This window comes from Micromonospora arida, from assembly GCF_003857035.1.
In the GTDB taxonomy this organism is placed as follows: Bacteria; Actinomycetota; Actinomycetes; order Mycobacteriales; family Micromonosporaceae; genus Micromonospora; species Micromonospora arida.
Map to the genome: position 1 here is coordinate 40,565 of NZ_QGSY01000228.1, position 22,165 is coordinate 62,729.

Below are 22,165 nucleotides of genomic sequence, written 5' to 3' on the forward strand. Positions count from 1 at the left end.
ACGCGACTCGACTCAGGACGCGTACGCGGCGGCGTCGTAGTAGGTGCTCGGGTCGACCGCGTTCGGCAGCTTCCCCAGGTCCTTGAAGAGCCCGTTGAGACCGGTGAGCCAACCCGCGACGGTGCCGTCGGTGGACTTGGCGGCGAGCTCGGCGGACGGCAGGAACCGGGCGTTGGCGGCTTCGGCGCGCAACTGGTCGACCGGGGCCGACTTGAGGAACTTCGCGGTGACCTCGACCGCGCGGTCCACGTTGGCCGCCCGCTCGTCGTTGGCGGCACGCAGCACCGCGAGCACCTTCTTCACCAGGTCCGGCTTGCCGGTCACCACGTCGTTGCGGCCCACGTAGGCGGACGGGAAACTGATGGCCGGGTAGAAGTCGTCGTTCTTGGCCAGCTCGGTCAGCTTCGGCACCCGCTTGCTGATGGTGCCGATGAGCGGGTACCAGATGCCGGCCGCGTCGATCTGACCCGACCCGAACGCGGTGACGACCGTACTCGGGTCCATCGCGACCTTCTCGACGTCGTCGATGGAAAGGCCGGCGCGCTGCAGGGCCAGCCGCACGATCATGTCGCCGGAGGTGCCTTCCGGCACGCCGACCTTCTTACCCTTGAGCGCGGCCAAGGAGGTGATGCCCGGCTGGGCGATGACCCGGTCGGCGAAACCGAGCGAGTTGATGGCGATGACCCGGGCCTTGCCGGAGGCCGGCAACCACATCGCGCCAGGGCCCAGGTAGCCGAAGTCGAGGTCGCCGGCGCCGAGCGCCTGCACCTGCAGGGGGCCGTTGGTGAAGACCTTCAGGTCCGGCTTGAGACCGTGTTCGGCCCACAGCTTCCTGTCGTCGGCGATCGCCATGAGGCTCGCGCCGGTGAAGTCGGCGATGTAGCCCAGCTTCACCGGCTCGGTGCCGGAGCCGCCGGATCCGGACTCGTCGTCGCCGCAGGCGCTGAGGGCTGCGGCGGTGCCCAGGCCGGCGAGGCCGGTCAGCAGGGAGCGACGGGAGAGAGGGCTCATTGTGATGCACCTTCCTGAGGGGTCTGGTGGTAGACGGCGCGCCAGACCCGATTGCGGATCCGGGAGAATTCCGGTGACAGGCGAACCGCTTCGGTGCGGGGGTACGGCAGGTCGACGTCGATGACCTCGTGCACCCGGCCGGGCCGGGCAGCCATGACGACGACCCGGTTGGCGAGGTAGACGGCCTCGTCGACGTCGTGGGTGATGAACATGACGGTGCGTCGCTCGGAGCCCCAGGTGGCCAGGAGCTGATCCTGCATCTGCACCCGGGTGAGGGCGTCCAGGGCCCCGAAGGGTTCGTCCATGAGCAGGACGCCGGGGTCGACGGCGTACGCGCGGGCGATGGCGCACCGCTGCCGCATGCCCCCGGACAGCATCCGGGGCAGCGCGTCCGCGAAGTCGGTGAGGCCCACCAGGTCGATGAAGTGCTGCGCCCGTCGCCGCCGCTCCGCTCGCCCGACCTTGGCGATCTGGAGACCGAACTCGACGTTCTGCCGCACGGTCAGCCAGGGGAACAGCGCGTACTGCTGAAAGATGACGCCGCGTTCCGGGCCGGGCCCACGCACCGGTCGCGAGTCGACGAGCACCTCACCGCCGGTGGGTTCGACCAGGCCGGCCGCGATGTTCAGCAGGGTCGACTTGCCACAGCCGGACGGGCCGACCACGGTGACGAACTCACAGTCGGCGATGTCCAGGTCGACGTTCTGCAGCGCGTGGAACGGTCTGCCGCCCACCTCGAAGGTGCGGCTGGTGGAGCGGAAGGAGATCTTCTCGGTCATCGGCGTTCCTGCCATCCGGTGAGGCGCTTCTCCGTGGTGAGCAGGAGCCGGTCCATGATCAGGCCGAGCACGCCGATGGTGATCAGGCCGACGAAGATGCTCGGCAGGTCGTAGTAGATCTGCGCCTGCTGCATGCGGTAGCCGAGGCCTTCCTGCGCGGCGATCAGCTCGGCGGCCACCAGGGTCGCCCACGCCGCGCCGAGGCCGACGCGCATGCCGACCAGGATGAACGGGGTGGACGCGGGGACGATGACCCGGCGGAACACCACAGCGTCGTTGGCGCCGAGCACCCGGGCCGCGTTGATCATGGTGCGGTCGACGCTCACCACGCCCTGAAATGTCGACACGACGCAGGACAGGAACGCGGCCAGGAAGATGACGAAGATCTTCGGCGTCTCTCCGATGCCCATGAGCAGGATGGCCAACGGGATGACGGCCAGGGGCGGGATCGTGCGGAAGAACTGCACGTAGGGCTCGATGAGGCCACGTGCCGTCTGGTACCACCCCATCAGGAAGCCGACCGGAATCGCGAGGGCGGTGCCGAGCGCGAATCCGATGAGCACCCGACGCAGGCTGGCGATGCTGTCGTCGAGCAGGGTGCCGTCCATGGCGAGTTCACCGGCGCGGACGGCGACCGCCTGCGGGCCGGGAAGGCCCGACACCCCGACCCGGGCGAGCACGGTCCAGATGCCGATGCCGAGCACGACGGCGATCACGTTCCACGCCAGCAGCGGTATGGCGCGGCGTGGTGGCGACGCCGCGCGGGTGGTTTCCGGCCCGCGGATCCGGGGCGGCTGAACGTCTATCGGCACGGTGACCCTCCGTAGCCCAGGTCGGATTGCGCGCGCCTTCCGGGGCGGGTGGCGCTCAAGGTAAGGGAATCTTTGGTGAACCGACTAATCATGTCAACCCTCCGGACTAAAATGACCGAGCTGGGGGCGCTGTCTCGATTCATAAGACATCCGATGTCTGCTGACCAGCAACACTATGGGTGATTGCGCTGCGATGACAACGCCCGCCACCCCGCCGGGGGTGCCGGATATTGTTCGGCGCATTGACTAAATTGATGACTCTCGTCAGACTGCGGCGTACCGAGCCATCCCAGCCGCCCGGCGCTCCGGGCGACGGCCCAAGGAGTCCCATGTCGATTCCACGCTCCCGCTACAGCACCGAATCGAGACGCCGGTTGATCGCCGCCCCCGTCGCCCTGCTGATCGCCGCGACGCTCGTCGCGCCGGTCACCTCCGGCACGCCGGCCGCGGCTGCCGCCGCGCCGGTGAATCTGGCCCGGACCGGCACGGCCACGGCGTCGAGCGTCGAGCTCGACCGGGCCGACTTCGTCGCCGCGCACGTGAACGACGGCGACCGCAACACCCGGTGGTCGTCGAAGTACCAGGATGCCAACTGGGTGCAGGTACGGCTGGCGACCCCTGCCACGGTCGACCACGTCGTGCTCGCCTGGCCCAACGCGTGCGCCCGTGACTTCACGCTGCAGACCTCGGCCAACGGCACCACCTGGACAGACGTCGCCCGCGTCCAACGCGACACCTGCCCCCGGACGGACGTCATCGCGGTGAACTCGGCGCAGCCGGTGTCCCACGTACGCATGCAGGGGCACCAGCGGTGGGCGGGTTACGGCTACTCGATCTCCGAATTCGAGATCTGGAACGAGACGGCGCCCGCACCCGCGCCCTCGCTGGGCCTGCTGCCCAGACCCGCGTCGATGACGGAGAACGGCGGCACGCCGTACACGCTGGACCGGAACACGCCGATCGTCGCGGTCGGGGCGCAGGCGACCGCGCCCGCGACGTACCTCGCCGGCCAGCTACGCCCGGCCACCGGGTACGGCCTGCCGGTGGTCACCCAGAGCACAGCGCCCGCGCCCATCGTCATCGAGGTCGGCGCCGGCAAGGGCCCAGCCGGGCATGCCGCCGAGGGGTATCGGCTCGTCGCCACCACCGCGAAGGTCCAGATCAGCGCCGACACGGCGAACGGCGCACTCAACGGCGTGCAGACGCTGCGGCAACTCCTCCCCCAGTGGGTGGAGTCCGACACCTTCGTCGACGCCACGTGGAGGGTGCCGGCGGTGACGATCTCCGACTACCCACGCTTCGCCCACCGCGGAATGATGCTCGACGTCGCTCGCAGCTTCTACCCGGTGAACGAGATCAAGGCGTACATCGACGGCGCCGCCCAATACAAGATCAACCGCCTGCACCTGCACCTGACCGACGACCAGGGCTGGCGGATCGCCCTCGACAACCCGGCGAGCAACCCGGCGGGCATCGACTACGGCCTGCTCACCACGGTCAGTGGCCGTACCGCCATGACCTACAACGACAGCGGCCAGTTGATGGGCACCGAGCTGGGTGTCACCGGCTTCTACACCAAGGCCGACTACGCCGAGATCGTGCGCTACGCCGGCGTGAACGGCATGACGGTCATTCCGGAGATCGACATGCCGGGGCACACCAACGCGGCGCTGCACGCCATCCCCCAGCTGAACACGACCGGCGCCCAGCCCAAACCGGCCGCCGGACAGCGGACCGTCCCGGCCAACGGCACCGGCAACGTCGGCTACTCGACGTTCGACTCGGCCAGCGCGACGACGTACGAGTTCGTCACGCAGGTCCTGACCCAGATCGCCGCCATGACGCCGGGGCCGTACCTGCACATCGGCGGCGACGAGGCGCACGTGACCAGCCACGCGAACTACACCACGATGGTCGACGCCTTCACCGCGACAGTCGCGTCGCTCGGCAAGACAGTTGTCGGCTGGAACGAGTACGCCGGCACCGCGCTGCCCCGGAACAACGCCGTCGTGCAGTTCTGGAACGGCGACCGCACGGCGGTGGCCAACGCGGTAACCGGCCGCGGGGCACGTGTCGTCCTCTCCCCCGCCGCCCACACGTACGTGCCGCAGAAGCAGGACTCCCGCCAGCCGCTCGGCGGCAGTTGGGCGTGCGGCGGACCGTGCGGGCTGGACCGGCACTACAACTGGGACCCCGGCACCTTCATCCCGAACATCGCCGAGACCAGCGTGCTCGGGGTCGAATCGGCGCTCTGGGGCGAGTTCATCCGTCGCATCGGCCAGGCGCAGTACTACAGCTTCCCGCGCCTCGTGGCCACCGCCGAGGTCGGATGGACGCCGCAGGCGCAGCGCGACTACGCCGACTTCACCACGCGCCTGTCGGTGGCCGGGGGCCGGTTGACGGTCCAGGGCGTCAACTTCTTCCCCACCGCCGACGTGCTGTGGCGCAAGCAGGCGATCGGCCGTCCGGCCACCGCGGTCGTCGGCGCACCGGCCGGCGCCACCTGGACGGTCACCGCCCCCGGACTCCGCTCCGCCGACCTGGGCGCCACGGTCACCTGGAGTGACGGACGGGTGGAGGCGCTGACGCCGACCGCCACGCGCGAGCCGAGCATCCCGGCGATGCAGATCAACAGCGCGTTCACCATGGTGTCCCGGCGCACGTTCGGCACGCCGGGGACGTACACCGGGACGCTGTCGGCGCGCTCGGCCGGGGCTTCCCCCGTCGAGGCGGCGCTGACCGTCACGGTCCGAGCACCCTGACCAGCGGCCGGCGCCGTCACCTCGCACTGGTGACGGCGCCGGCCACCGCGCCCGTACACTGCCGCAACGACATGGGAAACGAGGCATCGGTCATGATGGTCCGGTGATCGAACGCCCGGATGCCATGCAGCGTGTGCGGCTGGCACACACCGAGGTGCTGCTGGCCCAGCTCCGCAGCGTCGGCCCGCTCAGCCGGGCCGAGCTCATCCGACTGACCGGGCTGTCGCGCACCACGCTGTTCGACATCATCGGCGACCTCATCGCCCGCGGTGTGGTCGTCGAGCGCGAGCCTTCGCTGTCCGGCCACCGGGGCCGGGGACGGCCGTCCACGACCGTCAGCCTCAACCCGTCCGCCGGCCGCATCGTCGGCATCGACCTCGGCCGGGCGACGATCACTGTCATCGTCGCCACCCTGGGTCACGACATCCTGGCCCGGGGCAGCCGCCCCATCACGCTGACGGCGGGGCCGGCCCGACGAGCCAACGCCGCGATCAAGCTGATCGACGACCTCGTTCAGGAGCACGACATCGACCTGCGGGCGCTGGAGGCGATCGGCCTCGGCCTGCCCGGCCTGGTGTTCGGTCGGAGCCGTTCGGCCGGCGGCAGCGGCAGCCCCTCGGTAGCCGCGAAGCAGGTCAGCACGCGAATCCAGGACCGGTACGGCGTCGCCGTCGTCACCGACAACAACTCCCGACTGGCCGCGCTGGCCGAAGGCACCTGGGGGGCGACCCGTGACGTACGGGACGCCATCTACGTCCGGTGGAGTGACGGCGTGGGCGGCGGGCTCATCGTCGACGGCCGGCTCGCCCGGGGCGCGCACGGCGCGGCCGGCGAGATCGGTCACGTCAGCGTCGAGCCCGACGGCGACCCCTGTCCGTGCGGTGGCCGTGGCTGCCTTGAGCTGCTGATCCGCCCGTCGGCACTGATCGAGCAGTGCGCCCGGCGCGGTGTCACCGTCGCGGACCCGGCCGATCTGGTCGCGCGGGCACTCGCCGGCGAGCCGATCGTCTCCGACGTGGTGCGGCACGCCGCGACGCTGCTCGGCCGAGTCCTGTCGGGAATGGTGGTGCAGTTGGACCCGGGCAAGGTGGCCATCGGTGGCACCCTCGCCCATGCCGGTGAAGCGGTGCTCGAACCGGTCCGGACGGCCATCGGTCAGCTGGCGATCCCCGGACACACCCGCCGCCTGGACGTCGTGACGGCCCAGTTCGGCGACGAGGGCGGTGCCCTGGGCGCCGTCGCGGCCGCCCTGCGGCTCAACATGTCAGAGCCCTTGCCGACCCTCCCCACGGCGTAGGAGCAGCGCGCGGCCCGGCAATGCGGCACAGGACCAGCGCACCGCCCGGCTACGCGGCGGACGGTTACGGCGTCGCGGGCAGGAGCGTGAGCAGTCGTTCGACAACGCCGGTCACCGCGCTGCGTCCCGCTGCTAGGTAGCGACGCGGGTCCCGAGACGCCGGCAGAGCGCCACGGACCGCGTCGGTGAACGCCACGTTGAGGGCCGTACCGACGTTGATCTTCACCATGCCATGACCGACCGCGGCGCGGATCTGGTCCAGCGGCACCCCGGAGGAACCGTGCAGCACCAGGGGCACGGGTACGGCTTCGCGGATCGCGGCCACCAGGTCGAGATCCAACGAGGCGGTGCGGTCGGCCATCGCGTGCGAGCTGCCCACCGCGACGGCCAGGGCGTCGACGCCGGTCTCGGCCACGTACCGGGCGGCCTCGGACGGGTCGGTGCGGACGCCGGCGGTGTGGGCGCTTGCCGGAGCGTCCGGCTTACCGCCGACGTAGCCGAGTTCGGCCTCCACCCACAGCCGGTGCTCGTGCGCCCACTCGGTCGCCTTGCGGGTGGTGGCCACGTTGGCGGCGTACGCCAGCGCGGACGCGTCGACCATCACGGAGCTGAAGCCCGAGTCGGGAGCCTGCTCCAGCAGACTGATGTCGTCGACGTGGTCCAGGTGCAGCGACAGGGTCGCGCTGGACCTCCAGGCGACCTCGGCCGTCGCAGCGGCGATAGCCGAGAGGCCCGAGTGGTAGCGCGCGGCGTTCTGGCTGATCTGCAGGATCGCCGGCCGGCCGGCACGCTCCGCCGCGACGGCGATCGCCTGGGCGTACTCGATCGTGATCACGTTGAAGGCGAGCACGCCGGTGCCGGCGGCTCGGGCCGCCGCCACCAGGTCGGCGGTGGGCACGAGGGTCATCAGTGGTCCTCAGGCAACCGGCGCGGTCAGGACGACGGACCGGGTGAGCAGCCGGGGCTGGTCCGGGTGCAGGCCGCGACGGTTCGCGAGCTCGACCGCGAGCCGCTGCGCGGTGGTGAGGTGCGCCATGGCGTCGACGTCCTCGTGCACGACGATCGCGCCAGTGGCGGCCAGGTCGTCGCGGAGGCCCGGCACCACCGGTCCGAAGATCCAGACCACGGACCGGTGGTCCACCACGCTGATCGGGCCGTGCCGGAACTCCATCGCCGGGTACGACTCGGCCCACATCTGTGCGGCCTCCCGCAGCTTGAGGGCCGCCTCGTGCGCCAACCCCACGGTCCAGCCGGTGCCGAGGAAGGTGAACTGGCTCCGACCGACGACGTCCGGGTCGACCGGGGTGTTCAGCTGGGCCCGCGCCTGCTCGATCGGCTCGGTCAGGTCCTCTCCGAGACCGGCGCGCCAAGCGGCGAGCGCGGTGGTGGCGAAGCGGGTCTGCACCACCGACTCCTCGTCGGCGAAGTCGAGGACGACGCAGTCGCTCACCAGCCGGGTCACCGGCCGGTCGGCATCGGTCGTGAGCACGGTCGAGCGGCTGCCGGGCGGCAACTGTTCGAGGAGCGCGATCACCTCGGTGGTGGTGCCGGAGCGGGTGATGGCGACCACCCGGTCGTAGCGCCGGCCGGCGGGGAATTCCGAGGCGGCGAAGGCGTCGGTCTCCCCCTGGCCCGCCGACTCCCGCAGCGCCGCGAAACTCTGCGCCATGAAGTACGACGTGCCACAGCCGACGACGGCGACCCGTTCGCCCGGCTGAGGCAGAGCCCGCGCTACCTCAGGTCGAGTGACCAGTTCCGCGGCGCGACGCCACGTCTCGGGTTGCGTGGCTATCTCGGAGGCGACGTGCGACATGGTTCCTGCTCTCTGTCGGCGCGGTGCTCTTGCAGCTTTTCCACTGTGGTTCCGGGCAGCAGCCGGGAAGCCACGTCGTCGTCGTACTCGCCCGCCCACGGGCAGGCCACGGCGGCCGCCGAGACGGCCGCGCCCCGGGCGAGGACGTCCGGCCAGGGCGCGCGGGTGAGGAGCCCGTACGCGAGCACGGCCGCGAGGGCGTCGCCGGCGCCGGTCGGGTTACCTGCCACCCGTTCGGGCGCACGCACGTTGTAGGCGGCCCCGCCGGTAACCGCCACGAATCCGTCCGCGCCGCGGGACACCACGCTGGCGCTGGCGCCGCTTCGGACGAGCCGGTGTGCCACCGCCACAGCCTCGTCGCGGCTGCGTACCGGGCGGCCGAGCAGGTCCGCCGCCTCGTGGGCGTTCGGTTTCGCCAGCGTCGGCGCGGCAGCCAGCGCGTGTCGGAGCGCCGATCCTTCGGCGTCCACGATGGTCTCGGCCCCGGCGACCTGCGCCATGGTGACGAGATCGGCGTACGCGGTGTCGGGCACGCCCGGCGGCCGGCTGCCGGACAGCACCACCACTCGCGCCGCGCGGACCCGCTCGGCGAACACGTCCCGGAACGCCGCCCACTGCGCCGCCGTGACGTGCGGGCCGGGTTCGTTGAGGACCGTCGCCGTGTCCTGCGCGAGGACGGTCACCGTCCGGCGGGTCTCGCCGCTGAGATGGGTGAACTGCGCCGGCAGGCCGGCCGTCGCCAGTTCGGCCTGGATGTGCTCGCCGGCGGCACCGCCGAGCAGGCCGAGGACGAGGGTATCGGCGCCCAGTTGACGCAGGACCCGGGCGACGTTGAGGCCCTTGCCTCCGGCCCGGGAAACCACGCTCGTCACCCGATGCGACGTGTCGGGCACCAGCTCGGGCACGACATAGGTGATGTCCAAGGCTGGATTGAGCGACACCGAGATGATCAGGTCACGGCGCTTGCGGGTCTGCGGCGCACCGTCTGCGGTCATGTGATTGATCCGCCCCTTTCGGAAGGTGCCGGTTACACGAGCACTCGTGATCTTTCGTGACACTGTGGCGACGGAACCAATCACGATATTGCAGACCCTAGGGATCTGGCCCGGCCGCCGTCAAGGCCCGTCGACCACGCTCCGATCCCCTCTTTACACGGGAAAGCCAGCCGTGCGGTCGATCAGCGATGGCAGCAGGAGCCTGTCGCGAATCCGGTGCGGCACGCGTCCAGCCCCAGGTTGATTGCAGAAAGTTGCAAGCGCGTCGGAGTGGCCGACCGATCCGCACCGCGGTCTTCCTGATGGCACGACGAACGCCTTGACGGACGTCGATAACGCTCGTAAGTTCGTCCGACATCTGACGTGGGACGTTCACCCCGCAGCCCGAAGGGCCACCATGACCACACGAATCCCCCGCCGCGCGATCACCTTGGCGGGCGCCGCCGGCGCGCTCGCCGCCGTCGTGCCGCCCGGCCGGGCCGACGCCGCGATCGCCTCGACGTCCCTACCGGTCCTCGGCGTGGCCGACGACTGGAACACCGTCCTGGCCCGCACACCTCAGGTGCAGCTCACACCCGGTGCCACCTACACCCTGCCCGCCACGGTCGCCCTGCCCGATCGCTGCCTCATCGTCGGCAACGGCGCGACGGTCACCGTTCCGACCGACCAGGCCGGCGCGCTGTCCATAGTGGGCCGCGACAACGTCAGCGTCAGCGGCGTCCACTTCCTCGGACGCCAGACCAGCCCGGTCGACTCGGCACCGCAGTTCGCGCACGTGGGCGTCCGGATCAGCCGCAGTAACAACGTACGGATCCTGGACTGCGACTTCACGAACTGGCGCGGCGCCGGCCTGGCGGTGACCGGATCGGCGGCGGACGACTACTTCGGCTACCGGCTCAAGGTGAGCGGCAACGCCTTTCACCGCTGCCACTTCGGTGTCTCACTGGCGGACCGCAGCGAATACTCGCAGTTGACCGCCAACAGCTTCACATCCTGCCGACTCGCGATCTGGAACTCGTCCGGGAACTGGACCATCAACGGCAACGTCGTCGTCGGCTGCTACGGCGCCTACTACTCATTCGCCCAGACCAGCCCGTACGGCTCGCTGGCCAGTGACAACTGGGGGCACGGCAGCCTGACCGGCAACACCATCAACCACTGCAACGGCGGCGTACCAGTGCGATGGAGCAGCGCGCTGTCCTTCCCGATCGGCGGAGTCGGCCGCAATCCCGGCACCGGCGTGGTCGTCGACGGCGTCCTGCCGCCGACCTTCACCGGCAACACCCTCTGGTACAGCGACATCCGCGCCACGAACCTGCAGGGCACCCGCTGGATGCTGTCCGGCTGCACCCTGTCGAATCTCACAGTGAGCTGCACCGGCACCGCTCCGGTGCACCTGCTGGGCAATCAGGCCAACAGCGGCGGCCTGCCCGTGCTGCAGGGAAACGTCAAGGATCTCCTGCCGCTCTGAGCGTTTCCCGACCGGAGGTACGCAACAGTGTTCTCCACCCGCAAGAAGCGACTTCTTCTCGCACTCGCCGCCCTGCTGGCGGGCCTGGGGCTTCAGGTTCCGTCGGCGGCGCGCGCGGCCAACCCCGCGCCCCAGGTCGCACCGAGCGTCCGGGAGTGGACCGGGGGGACGGGGACCTGGACGCTGACCACAGCGTCCCGGATCCTGGTGGACCCCGCGCATGCCGCCCAGTTGTCGGTGGCGGCGACGTCGTTACGCGTCGACCTGGGCGCGATCAGCGGTGTCGACGTGCCGATCATCTCGTCGGCAACATCGGGGACCGGCGACATCCTGCTCACGCTCGCCGTCAGCGATGCCGGCATCGGCGACCAGGGATACCTGATGACCGTCGGGTCGCAGGTGGTGGTCCGCGCAAACGCCACGGCCGGTGTGTACTACGGGACCCAGACCCTGCTGCAAATGATCAAGCAGAGCGCGACGGCGACCACAGTGCCGGCGGGAACCATCCGCGACTACCCGCAGTACCGCGAACGCGGGGTGATGCTCGACGTCGGCCGGCACTTCTACGAGATGGACTACCTGGAGAATCTTCTCCGGCGCATGGCGTGGCTGCGTCTGAACACACTGCGCATGCACTTCACCGAGTGGAACGGTTTTCGTCTGCGCAGCGACCGGTACCCCGGCCTGGCCTCTGCCCAGTCCTACAGCAAGGCCGACCTGCGCCGCATGCAGGACGTCGCCAAGCGGTACCACATCACCATCGTTCCCGAGATCGACCTGCCGGGCCACGCGACCACGATGACGACGTACGACCCGACGATGCGGTTCTCCTGCGCGTCGATGGACTACGCGCCCTGGCCCGGTGGATCGAACGGCGGCTGGACGCTCAACCTGACCAAGGACTCCGCGCGAACGTTCGTCATGAACCTGCTGTCGGAGTTCGTGCCGCTGTTCGACGGCCCCTACTTCCACATCGGCGGCGACGAATACCAGACCGACGCCGCCAAGAACAGCTGTCCGGAGCTGGTCAGCTATGCACAGGCACGGGGCTTCCCCCACGCGGGTGACGTCTTCACCGAGTTCATGAACCTGATGAACGACAAGGTGCGGTCGTACGGCAAGACGGCCCAGCTCTGGAACTGGTGGGAGACGAACGGCCAGCAGACGAGCATCAAGCCGGCGACCAGCATCGTCCTCACGCCGTACACCGGGTCGCTGAACTACTTCTACAACCTGGGCTACACGGTGGTCGGCGTACCGGAGAGCACCCTGTACGTGACTCCCGGCCTGAACCTCTACGTCAACGCGAAGAACGTCTACGAGAGCTGGGCTCCGGACCCGAACGTGAAGGTCAACGGCTACAAGATCGCGCGCTGGTCGGATGCTGTGGAACACCAGACGGACGAGTGGTTCGACCAGTACGCGAAGCGGCCGACGGAGGTCCTCGCCGAGCGGCTGTGGGGCGGCCCGCGATCGAGCACCGTGGAGGCGTTCTTCACCCGGGTGGACGCAATCGGGGACGCCCCGGGCGTGCCGAGCGTGGTCCAGGTCAACGACAACACCACGGGAACCGGCGACAACCAGTTCAGCTACTCGGGCACCTGGCAGTACGGGACCAACGGCGCCCGACAGTTCCAGGGCGACGACCATTACAGCAGCACGCTCGACAGCGCGTACCAGGTCCGGTTCACCGGCAACAAGGTCAAGCTCTTCGCCGCCAGGGCGGCGAATCACGGGCGGGCGGGCATCTCGATCGACGGCGGTCCCGAGACGGTGGTCGACCTGTACTCCCCGACGCGGGTGGACCAGGCGATGGTCTTCACCAGTGGGCTGCTCGCCCAGGGCTCGCACGTCCTGCGGGTGCGGGTGTTGAACAGCAGGAACGCCAGTTCGTCCGGCACCGCGGTCACGGCGGACAAGGTCGAGGTGTCCCGGGCGGCGACCCCGGCCGCCGCGTTCGACCCGTCGACCGAGTACCGGGTCGTCAACCGCAACAGCACCAAGGTGCTCGAGGTGCCGGTCGGCAGTGGGGACGGCGGTGGCGCCATCCAGTGGTCGAGCAACGGTGCGGCGCACCAACGGTGGAATCTCGTCGAGGCCGGCGGCGGCTACCACCGCATCGTCAACCGCAGCAGCGGCAAGGTGTTGGACGTGTCGGGCTCGTCCACCGCCGACGGAGCGAGCGTCGTCCAGTGGACGAGCCACGGCGGCGCGAACCAGCTGTGGAGCGTCATTCCGGCCGGCACGCATTACAAGATCATCAACAGGAATTCCGGCAAGGCGCTCACCGTGGCGAATGCCGCGACCAACGACGGTGCCACCGTCGTCCAGTCGACCTACCGCGGAGGTACCGAACAGCAATGGACCATCACCCGATGAACGGCCGTTCGAGGGCGCGTCCGGGCCTGGCGGCCCGGGCCGGCACCGCCGCCGCAGTCGCGTTGGCGCTCCTCCTGAGCCTGCTGATGCCGGCATCCGCCGGACACGCGGCAACGGCGACTCTGAACTATCCGGTCAACCAGCCGTTCAACGGCAGCAGCACCTTCCTCGACAAGTCGGCCGACGTGTCCGGCGTGGCGAACCTGACCCAGGGGGCGATCGCGGTCCGGTTCCGGTCCACGAGTTCCGCCGTCGCGAAGAGCTTCTTCAGCGCGTCGCACACCGTCGACGAGTCCAGCAACCTGTCGTTCTCCCTCAACGGCGGATCGGTCTACTTCGAGAACCGGGAGAACGGGGCCTACGCCACCCAGGTGACGTCGACCGGCGGCCCCTACAACGACGGCGTCTGGCACACCGCCATCCTGACCGTCGGCGCCGAGGGCACCCGCCTCTACGTCGACGGATCGGTGCGCGCCACGCACCAATCCACCAGGTTCTTCGCGAACGTCCGAGACCTCAACGGAATGTGGATCGGCCGCAACGTCGACGCGCAGGGAGCCCAGTGGCACTACAGCGGTGACCTCGACTAAGTGCGCGTGTACGGCACCACGCTCTCGGCGGGTGAGATCAGCGACCTCAGCATGCGCATCGACTACACGATCCCGTTCCTGGACCTGAAGGACGACACGCGCCGCCAGGTGCTCACCGACCGCCAGGCAGGGCAGTACCTCGGGCACCCCGATTCCGTCCTGCTCGACGACGGACGCACGATCTTCACCGTCTACCCCATGGGCCACGGCACCGGCCAGATCATCCTGAAGCGCAGCGACGACGGTGGGCGCACCTGGTCGGGTCGCCTCCCCACGCCAGCGAGCTGGGCCACCAGCAAGGAAACCCCCACCCTCTACAAGGTGGTGAGGCCGACCGGGGGCATCCGACTGCTGCTGATCAGCGGCCTTCCGGCGAGTCCCGGAGGGTTCAAGACCGCGTACTCCGACGACAACGGCCAGTCCTGGTCCGAATTCACCCACCACTTCGCCGACGCCGGCTTCAGCGGCTTCGTGGCCCACGCCACCCTGGTCCGCCTCAAGAAGGCCGACGGGTCCTGGGACTTCCGCTACATGGGCATCTTCCACGACGGTGGATACAACAACTGGAAGACCTACCTGACGTTCGACGCCGCCGGCAACGCCGTCTGGAGCACGCCGACCCGGCTCCTCGCCGCGCACAACACCATCGAGAAATATGCCGGCCTCTGCGAGATCGAGATCATCCGCTCGCCGAACGGTCGCCAGCTCGCGCTGCTCGCCCGGGCGCAGAACAAGCGCACCAACGCCATGGTGGCGTTCTCGAACGACGAGGGAACCACCTGGACCGAGCCGCGCGAGATGCAGGGCGCCCTCATGGGCGAACGCCACGCCGCGACGTACGACCCGGCCACCGGTCGGCTCGTCATCACCTTCCGCGACATCATCCGCAACAGCGTGAGCAACACCGGGGCGTGGGTGGCCGGCGACTGGGTGGCCTGGGTCGGGACCTACGACGATCTGGTCAACTCCCGCGAGGGTCAGTACCGGGTCCGACTGTTGGAGGACTTCACGCCCTCGGTCAAGAGCGGCGACACCGGCTACGCGGGCAACGTCGTGCTTCCGGACGGTACGTTCGTGCTGACGTCGTACGGATACTTCGACCCGACCGACACGAGCTACCCGTACATCATGACCACCCGGTTCAGCCTCAAGGAACTCGACGCCCTGAACGGCTCGTTCGACCCGAACGCGAACTACACGCTCACCAACCGGGCCAGTGGAAAGGTCATGGAGGTCGCGGTCGCCGCGCCGGGTGACGGTGGCGACGCGGTGCAGTGGGCCGACAACGGTGCCCTGCACCAGAAGTGGTCGATCGTTCCCGTCGGCGACGGGTTCCACCGCATCGTCAACCGCCGTAGTGGCCGCGCCCTCGACGTGGCCGGCAACTCGACCGCGGACGGCGCCGACGTCATCCAGTGGACGTACACGGGTGCGGCCAACCAGCAGTGGCGCATCACGCGAGTCGGCACCCACTTCACCATCACGAACCGCAACAGTGGTCGAGCGCTCGATCTCGACGGAACGATCACGAACAACGGCGCTGACGTCATCCAGCGAACCGCCACCGGCGCGACCCGCCAACAGTGGTCATTGTCCTAGTCCGCGCGCCGGCACCAATCCCGGTCTCGGGATGTGCTGATGGCCCGTCGGACAGGGCGGCAACCCTGTCCGACGGGCCGCGCGGGGATCAACTCCCCGACGTCACCGCGGTTCCGGTGATCGCCAGATCGGCCACCGTCGTCCACGGCCCCCGGTCACCAGCCTCGCTCAACGCCCGCAGCCGCACGTACCGGCCGCTGCGGACAGCGCCGAACGGCACCACCTTCTGCGTCGACGTGTCGGCGAACGTCCCCGACGCCACGGCCGTGCCCCAGGCGCTCGGGCTGTCCGAGACGTACACCTCGTAGCGGCCGATGCGGCCGTTCACGCCCCCGTCCTGCCGTGGCAGGTACCGCAGCCCGTCCACCTGGTACGTGGCGCCCAGATCGATCTGGATCTCGTGCGGCAGGGGCGCGGGCGTGGACGACCAGGCGGTGTGCCAGAAAGTGCCCGGGTCTGCGTCGAACGCGTTGGTGGCCCTGCCGTTCTCCGCGCTCGTCTCCTCGCTGTCGGCGTACACGAGCCGCCAGCTGTCGTTCGGGATCGGCGGTGTCGCCGTGCCGGTGCCGGGGACCGGCAGCACGGCGCCGTCGATCCGGGTCTGGAACGCGGTGCTCCTCGCACCGGCCTTGATCCACAGGATCCCGTCCGCGTAGAACCAACCGCTGCTCGCCGAGTCGTACGCGGAGCGCGTGCTCAACCTCGGCAGCGTCTGGCCGGCGACCGTGACCGCCTGTGCGGCGGCCGACAGGTGCACGCTGAACTCGTAGGAGCGCGACGACGGCTTGCCGGCGTACGCACCGGTGGAGGCACCCACGTCGACGGTGACCGTTCCGGTGCCGGACGTCGGCGCGGCCATCCGGACCTGCTGGGTGGCGTAAGCCCCGCCCTGGTAGGCGCGGGTGATGCCGTCGTCCTCGTAGAGCGTGAAGCTCGACGAGCCGCGCGGGTACAGGTCGTAGGTGAGCGTGGAGACCGGCTTCTCACCTGTGTAGTTCATCTGCGGCCACATCGGCACGATCGAGCCGCCCTTGACGAACAGGGGCAGCCGGTCCAGCGGTGCCGCGTACCCGTTGAGGGTGAGCGGTCCCTGGTACACCCGCCCGGTCCAGTAGTCGGTCCAGGTGCCGGCCGGCAGGTAGATGCCGTCGCGCAGCTCGGTGTCGGAGACCACAGGCGCCACGAGGAACGCGTCGCCCGCCATGAACTCACCAGACGTGGCGTTGCCCCGGGCGACCGGGTCGTTCGGGTACTCCAGCACCAGGGCCCGAGTCGCCGGCACGCCTGTCACGCTTGCCACCCGGCTCATCGTGTAGTGGTACGGCATCAGCCGCATCTTGAGTTGCAGGTAACGGCGGTTGATCGACAGGTACGGTTCGGCGTAGCGCCAGGGCTGCTTGTCCTGGTAGCCGGGCGCCGGATTGGTCGCGCCCCAGCCGGACATCGTCATGAACGCCGGTGTGAACGACTTCCACTGCAGGTCCCGCACGTAGGTGTTCGGGCTGCCACCGAAGATCCCGTCGACGTCACCCGTTGCGTAGTTGAGGCCGGACAACCCGGCGCCCGCGACGGCAGGCACGGTCCACCGCATGTCGTCCCAACTGCCGTACGTGTCACCGGTCCAGACGACGGCGTTGCGGTGGGTACCGGCCCAGCCGTCGACGGTCCACACGTAGCGGCGGGCGTCGGAGTTCCGCTCGATGCCGTCGACCGCCTGCTGGACACCACGGAACGCGTTCTGGTAACCGCCGCCGATCCACGCGACGTCGGTCTTCACGCCACGCGTACCGGCGGTGCCGACCTCGTAGTCGATGGACCCGAGCCCCGTGGAGGTCCACAGGCCGGTCTGGAAACCGAGCGCCTTGGCGCCTGCCACTGTCGCGGGCAGGTCGGCGTAGCCGCAGCCGTACCCGTCGTTGGGCAGGAACCACCCCGACGGCATGTCCTTGGCCCGGGCCTCCCGGGCGTACGCCAGCACATCGGGAGTCCGCTGGTGCCCGGCCCGGTTGTGGTCGCCCTGATAGGCCGGGTTGGACGCGTTGAAGCAGTCCGCGTTGCCGAGTTCGAGGCCCCACATCGGGCTCAGGAACGGCTTGCCCGTCACGTCGGTGTACGCGCCGAGCACAGCCTTGAGCGAATCGCCCACGAAGTAGTACGCGTCGAAGCGTTCCTCGTTGTGGGTGGTGGTGACCGGTGCGGTGAAGCCGTACGAGCCGGGCGCCCACGTGTTGCGCAGGACGCCGTAGCCGTTCGTGGACAGGTAGAAGGGCGCCGGACTGGCGTTCGTGTTCTCCCGCCACCTGTTGTCCACGGCGATCGGCACCGTCTTGTCGCGCAGCGCCCACTCCCCCAGGCGCAGGCCGGTGCCGTAGAACTGCTCGTCGGCGTCGCGCGCCAAGCGCTGCGTCGTACGGCCGGCGGACCAGTCGAGCGGTTGCGCCTCCCGCCAGATCAGCCGCCCGTCCGGACGCTGGACCTGCATCGTCAGGGGGTCCTTGTTGATCCGGATGACAACCGCCGCGGTGGCGATGCGGAAGGCGGTGCCGTCGTCGGTCGCCGTGCTGGCCACCGCACCGAAGTCGGTCCGCACGGTGATCTCGTTCGCCGCCGGTTCGGTGAAGGTGCCGTTCGGCGCTGCCCAGACCCGGAAGATGTCCGCACGGACCAGCGTGAGCCGGATGCGGGCGGCGGTGCTGGTGGCGATGGTGTAGGTGTTCCCGGTCCGGGTGAGGCCGGTCGCGCTTCCCGGTGTGCTCGCGCGAGCGGGTAGGGCCTGCAGCATCGCGGCGAACAGGATGAGAACCACGATGGCAGCCCGGACGGCGGTACGGCGGCGATGGGCAGGCAGCGGTGACCAGATCATCGTTTTCTCCGGTGTGGTGAGGGACGATGCGGCCCAGACATTTACGAAGGGCGATAAGATCGGATGGTGCACCCGCCTGACTCAAGATGCAAGAATCAGCCCGTAATTTTGCACCGGGTTCCATCTTTTGCCGATCGCAGCGCCCGTCAGACCTGGAGCACCGTGACCCCGGCCTGTTCGACGAGGCTCACCTGCTGCGGGTCCGCCGACCGATCGGTGATCAGAGTGTCGATGTTGCCCAGCGGACAGATCCGGTTGAAGCTCCGGCGGCCCAGCTTCGAGGCGTCCGCGACGACGATCGTCCGCGCCGCGCTGGTCACCATGACGTGGTTGACCGCCGCCTCGCCGTCGTTATGGGCGCTGGCGCCGTGCTGGTGGTCGATCGCGTCCACCCCGAGCACGACGACATCCAGCGCCACGGACGCGAGCATCGTCTCCGCGATGCGACCGACCAACTCGTACGACTGCGGGCGGGCCGTCCCACCGGTGAGCACCACCCGGATGTGCGGACGCACGATGAGCTCGTGGGCGATGTTCAGCGCATTGGTCACCACCGTGGCCGCCGACAGCTGCCCGCTCGGGTCGGTGCGCAGCGCGAGCGCCCGGGCCACCTCGGTCGTCGTGGTGCCGCCGTTGAGCCCGACCGTGCTGCCCGGTGGGATCAGTGCGAGGGCGGCCGCGGCGATCCGCTGCTTCTCCGATGCCTGCCGCACCGCCTTGTAGCGCAGCGGCAGGTCGTAGGAGACATTGGTGACGACCACGCCGCCCCGGGTGCGGGTCACCAACCGCTGGGTGGCCAACTCGTCGAAGTCACGACGAATGGTCGCCGTACTCACGCCCAACTCGCGGGCTGTGGACTCGATGTCGAGTTGACCCTCGACGGCGACCATCTCCAGGAGCCGGTGCCACCGCTCGCGCTGGTTCACGTCTCACTCCGGTCGCTCCGCCCGCCCATGCGGCCATCTTTGCATCTCCGATGCAACGCCCGTACCGCACCACGACATGGACGGTTGACCGCAACGGGTGAGGGTCGGCAGGCGACCCGCGGCGGCCGCCGCACCGCAACAGGTCACCCACCGACCCTCACCTACCCGGCCCGACCCATGGTCAGCCGGGCGTCAGATGGCCCGACGACGTCACCCCGGCGTGAGGCGCCAGTGTTGGGTGGTGGCGCCGGTGTCGCTCTGCTGCACGATCGCGGCGCCGTCGGTCGTCGCACCGCCGGCCACAGCGAGGACCTTTCCGGTCTGCACGTTGACGAGCCTCACGAACTCACCGGACGCGGTCACGACCCGCCACTGCTGGTTGCCGCCGCCGGTCGCGGTCCACTGGATGACCCGCGCCCCCTCCGCCGTGGAGCCGGCCTCGACGTCAGCGAGCAGACCCGAACTGACGCTGGTCATCGTGGTGACGCCGCCCACCGCGCCAGCCATCAGCCACGCCTGGTTGGCACCGCCGTTGGGGGTCCACTGGATCAACTGCACGCCGGTGGCCCGGGACAGGTCCGGCACGTCGAGGGCCTTTCCGCTGGCCCGGTTGACCACCGTGTGGCGGACGGCGCCCGACTGGCCGCTCAGGGTGGCTTCGAAGGAGATCGGCTGGGCCTGCACCTGGTGCAGGTCGAAAACCACGATCTCATTGGCGCCGACCCGCAGCCACGGCGCCGGACAGTAGAGCCGCTGCTGTGGCCCCACCTTCCAGTAGCGGCCCAGGTTGCGGCCGTTGACCCAGACCACACCCTTGGTCCACCGGGACATGTCGAGGTACGTGTCGCCGGTCTGGGTGAGGTTCACCGTGGCCTTGAAGAAGATGCCGGGCCGCGAACTGTTGGTGATCACCGGACGGAGGCCGGCCACGAACGCCTCGTCGACGGGCAGCAGATGGGTCTGCCAGTTGGTCAACGTGCCGGTCAGGGTGCCCGCGTCGACCAGTGACACCCGCTCGGTGATGCCCTTGCGGTCGACCAGCGCCTGGCCGAAGTTGTTCCGACCCATGCCCTCGACCAGGATGTCGAGCGTGGGGCTGCCACTCGCCGAGGTCTTCAACGCCAGCGGCGCGTCCTGCACGGTCACGCCGAGCGGAGTCGTGTAGGCCGCCGGGAGGCTGCTCCGAGACAGGCCGCCCTGGTAGACGCCGTCGAGGAACACCGTGGCGTAGTCGCGCACCGACCTGATGTCCAGTGTCGCCCGGGTGTAGCCAGGCAGGACGCGGCGGTAGAGCATGAAGCCGGAGTTCTGGCCGTACATCTCCATCGGCTGTGGATTCGTCTGGGTCGACAGCGCGGCCGGCAGGTTGTCCCACAGCGAGGCGTACGCCGCCGGCAGGACGGCCTGGCCGCCGGTGCGCACGATGGTGGGGATCGGTGCGGGTACGGCCGGCAGCGTCACCCCGAGGGCGGTGCCGATGATCTCCCGGTAGGCGGGGTACAGGCGGGCCGGGGCACCCTGTTCGTTGATCGGCGCGCCGTAGTCGTAGGTGGTGATGTCCGCCTGGTAACCCGACCCGTTGTCGGCGGCGTTGGCGCCCGCGGAGTATCCGAAGTTCGTGCCGCCGTGGATCATGTAGAGGTTGAACGACAACCGGCCGGCCATCAGGCCCCGCAGCTGGCTGGAGATGTCGGTGTTCGATCCGGCGAAGCCGCCGTCGCCCCAGTGGGTCAACCAGCCCGGGTAGAGCTCGCCGGACATGGCCGGAACGGTCGGGAACGACCGGCGTGCCGCGGCGATGGCTGCCGCGTCACCGCCGCTGAGCGCGATCGCGCCGCCGGTGACGACCGTCCGGTTGCCCTGCACCTGGCCGAGGCCGTCCTCGGTGTAGAACGGTCCGGTGATCCCGGCCCGCAGCCACAGTTGCCGCAGCTCCTCGAGATAGACGACGTCGTTGCCGTACGACCCGTACTCGTTCTCGATCTGGACCATCAGGATCGGTCCTCCGTTGCCCACCATGAGCGGCTTGACCAGCGCGGCGAGCGCGTTGATGTAGCGCGTGACGGCCGCCATGTAGTTGGGGTCGGCGGCGGTGCGGACCCGCAGCCTGATGTTCGGGTTGCGCAACAGGTACGGCGGTAGACCGCCGAGGTCCCATTCGCCGCAGACGTAGGGGCCGGGGCGCAGCAGCACGTACATGCCCTCGGCCTGGCACAGCCTGATGAAGCCCGCGATGTCACGCCGGTCGGTGGTGAAGTCGAAGACACCGGGCCGTTCCTCGACGTGGTTCCACATCACGTAGATGGCGATCGTGTTCATGCCCATGGCCTTGGCCATCTGGATCCGGTGCCGCCAGTACTGCACCGGGATGCGGGCCGGGTGCATCTCGCCGCTGCGGATCTGGAACGGCTGGCCGTCGAGCAGGAAGTTGCTGCCGTCGGCGGAGAACCCGAAGGTCTGCGCCGCAGCCGCGGCGCTGGCCGGGCCGCCCGACGCCAGCATCGCCGCGAACGGACTGAGCACGCCGAGGGTGAGGAGTTGACGCCGTTGCATGGTGTCTCCTTCGGACAGGCGTCGCCGGCGGCGGTCGCGGGCCGGGACGGGCCCGATCGCCGAGATGACGAAGGTGGTCGATGCAGCCGAGCCTGCCAGACGACGCAACATGATGTAAATATCCACGCTCTATCCGGCATCTTCGATCAGGCAAGCGCCATGACTGCACCGTCCACCCCGGACTACCACGTCGTCGCGCACCGCCCCGCGTCGATCTATTGACGACCCGCGCGCAGCCCTTTAACGTCACGACATCAGATATCCGACGTCTTATGCCCATCGACTTTCCCTGCCCCACCCCCGTCCCGGAAGGAC

General features: G+C 69.4%; 15 protein-coding genes. 6 read left to right on the plus strand and 9 right to left on the minus strand.

What is annotated here, in order from left to right; genetic code table 11:
- Positions 1-12: 12 nt before the first annotated feature.
- Genes DLJ58_RS22620 through DLJ58_RS22630 form a run of 3 tightly spaced genes read right to left on the minus strand, consistent with a single transcriptional unit; the run spans position 13 to position 2,602 of the window.
- A complete protein-coding gene (locus DLJ58_RS22620) occupies positions 13-1,011 on the minus strand; it encodes an aliphatic sulfonate ABC transporter substrate-binding protein (RefSeq protein WP_124859030.1) in 999 nt (332 codons plus the stop codon).
- Positions 1,008-1,790: an ABC transporter ATP-binding protein gene (locus DLJ58_RS22625; RefSeq protein ID WP_124859032.1), complete on the minus strand. Its 783-nt coding sequence runs from the start codon at positions 1,788-1,790 to the stop codon at positions 1,008-1,010. The genes DLJ58_RS22620 and DLJ58_RS22625 overlap by 4 nt, the downstream gene beginning before the upstream one ends.
- On the minus strand, positions 1,787-2,602 hold the full coding sequence (locus tag DLJ58_RS22630; RefSeq protein WP_208741273.1) for an ABC transporter permease: 816 nt from the start codon (positions 2,600-2,602) through the stop codon (positions 1,787-1,789). Before DLJ58_RS22630 ends, DLJ58_RS22625 begins: the two co-directional genes overlap by 4 nt.
- A 329-nt stretch (positions 2,603-2,931) precedes the next feature.
- On the opposite strand from DLJ58_RS22630, the gene DLJ58_RS22635 reads away from it, so the two are divergent.
- Positions 2,932-5,364, plus strand: coding sequence for a family 20 glycosylhydrolase (locus tag DLJ58_RS22635; RefSeq protein ID WP_124859034.1), 2,433 nt, complete (start codon positions 2,932-2,934; stop codon positions 5,362-5,364).
- Positions 5,365-5,467: 103 nt separating this feature from the next.
- Complete coding sequence (locus tag DLJ58_RS22640; protein ID WP_208741275.1) at positions 5,468-6,661, plus strand: ROK family transcriptional regulator; 1,194 nt, start codon at positions 5,468-5,470, stop codon at positions 6,659-6,661.
- A gap of 64 nt (positions 6,662-6,725) precedes the next feature.
- On the opposite strand, the gene DLJ58_RS22645 is transcribed toward DLJ58_RS22640, so the two are convergent.
- From DLJ58_RS22645 to DLJ58_RS22655, 3 genes are read right to left on the minus strand one after another with little or no spacing between them, the layout of a single operon-like run.
- The gene (locus DLJ58_RS22645; protein WP_124859036.1) at positions 6,726-7,568 is read right to left on the minus strand and encodes a class II fructose-bisphosphate aldolase; all 843 of its coding nucleotides are present in this window, start codon (positions 7,566-7,568) and stop codon (positions 6,726-6,728) included.
- 9 nt (positions 7,569-7,577) lie between these two features.
- Positions 7,578-8,474: an SIS domain-containing protein gene (locus DLJ58_RS22650; RefSeq protein ID WP_124859038.1), complete on the minus strand. Its 897-nt coding sequence runs from the start codon at positions 8,472-8,474 to the stop codon at positions 7,578-7,580.
- A complete protein-coding gene (locus DLJ58_RS22655) occupies positions 8,450-9,469 on the minus strand; it encodes a 1-phosphofructokinase family hexose kinase (protein ID WP_244219082.1) in 1,020 nt (339 codons plus the stop codon). Before DLJ58_RS22655 ends, DLJ58_RS22650 begins: the two co-directional genes overlap by 25 nt.
- A 397-nt stretch (positions 9,470-9,866) precedes the next feature.
- Between DLJ58_RS22655 and DLJ58_RS22660 the strand changes: the two genes are divergently transcribed.
- Genes DLJ58_RS22660 through DLJ58_RS22675 form a run of 4 tightly spaced genes read left to right on the plus strand, consistent with a single transcriptional unit; the run spans position 9,867 to position 15,508 of the window.
- Positions 9,867-10,940, plus strand: coding sequence for a right-handed parallel beta-helix repeat-containing protein (locus DLJ58_RS22660; RefSeq protein WP_124859040.1), 1,074 nt, complete (start codon positions 9,867-9,869; stop codon positions 10,938-10,940).
- 27 nt (positions 10,941-10,967) lie between these two features.
- On the plus strand, positions 10,968-13,319 hold the full coding sequence (locus DLJ58_RS22665; RefSeq protein WP_124859042.1) for a family 20 glycosylhydrolase: 2,352 nt from the start codon (positions 10,968-10,970) through the stop codon (positions 13,317-13,319).
- On the plus strand, positions 13,316-13,909 hold the full coding sequence (locus tag DLJ58_RS22670; protein WP_158629619.1) for a LamG domain-containing protein: 594 nt from the start codon (positions 13,316-13,318) through the stop codon (positions 13,907-13,909). Before DLJ58_RS22665 ends, DLJ58_RS22670 begins: the two co-directional genes overlap by 4 nt.
- Complete coding sequence (locus tag DLJ58_RS22675) at positions 13,910-15,508, plus strand: RICIN domain-containing protein (RefSeq protein ID WP_124859046.1); 1,599 nt, start codon at positions 13,910-13,912, stop codon at positions 15,506-15,508.
- Between the two features lie 88 nt (positions 15,509-15,596).
- Here DLJ58_RS22675 and DLJ58_RS22680 read toward each other — a convergent pair whose 3' ends face one another.
- The 3 genes from DLJ58_RS22680 to DLJ58_RS22690 form a co-directional block, all read right to left on the minus strand.
- Positions 15,597-18,371, minus strand: a complete 2,775-nt coding sequence (locus DLJ58_RS22680) for a TIM-barrel domain-containing protein (protein WP_244219083.1) — start codon at positions 18,369-18,371, stop codon at positions 15,597-15,599.
- Positions 18,372-18,517: 146 nt separating this feature from the next.
- A complete protein-coding gene (locus DLJ58_RS22685) occupies positions 18,518-19,297 on the minus strand; it encodes a DeoR/GlpR family DNA-binding transcription regulator (protein ID WP_124859048.1) in 780 nt (259 codons plus the stop codon).
- Positions 19,298-19,507: 210 nt separating this feature from the next.
- The gene (locus tag DLJ58_RS22690; RefSeq protein WP_124859051.1) at positions 19,508-21,850 is read right to left on the minus strand and encodes a beta-galactosidase; all 2,343 of its coding nucleotides are present in this window, start codon (positions 21,848-21,850) and stop codon (positions 19,508-19,510) included.
- Positions 21,851-22,165: the final 315 nt, after the last annotated feature.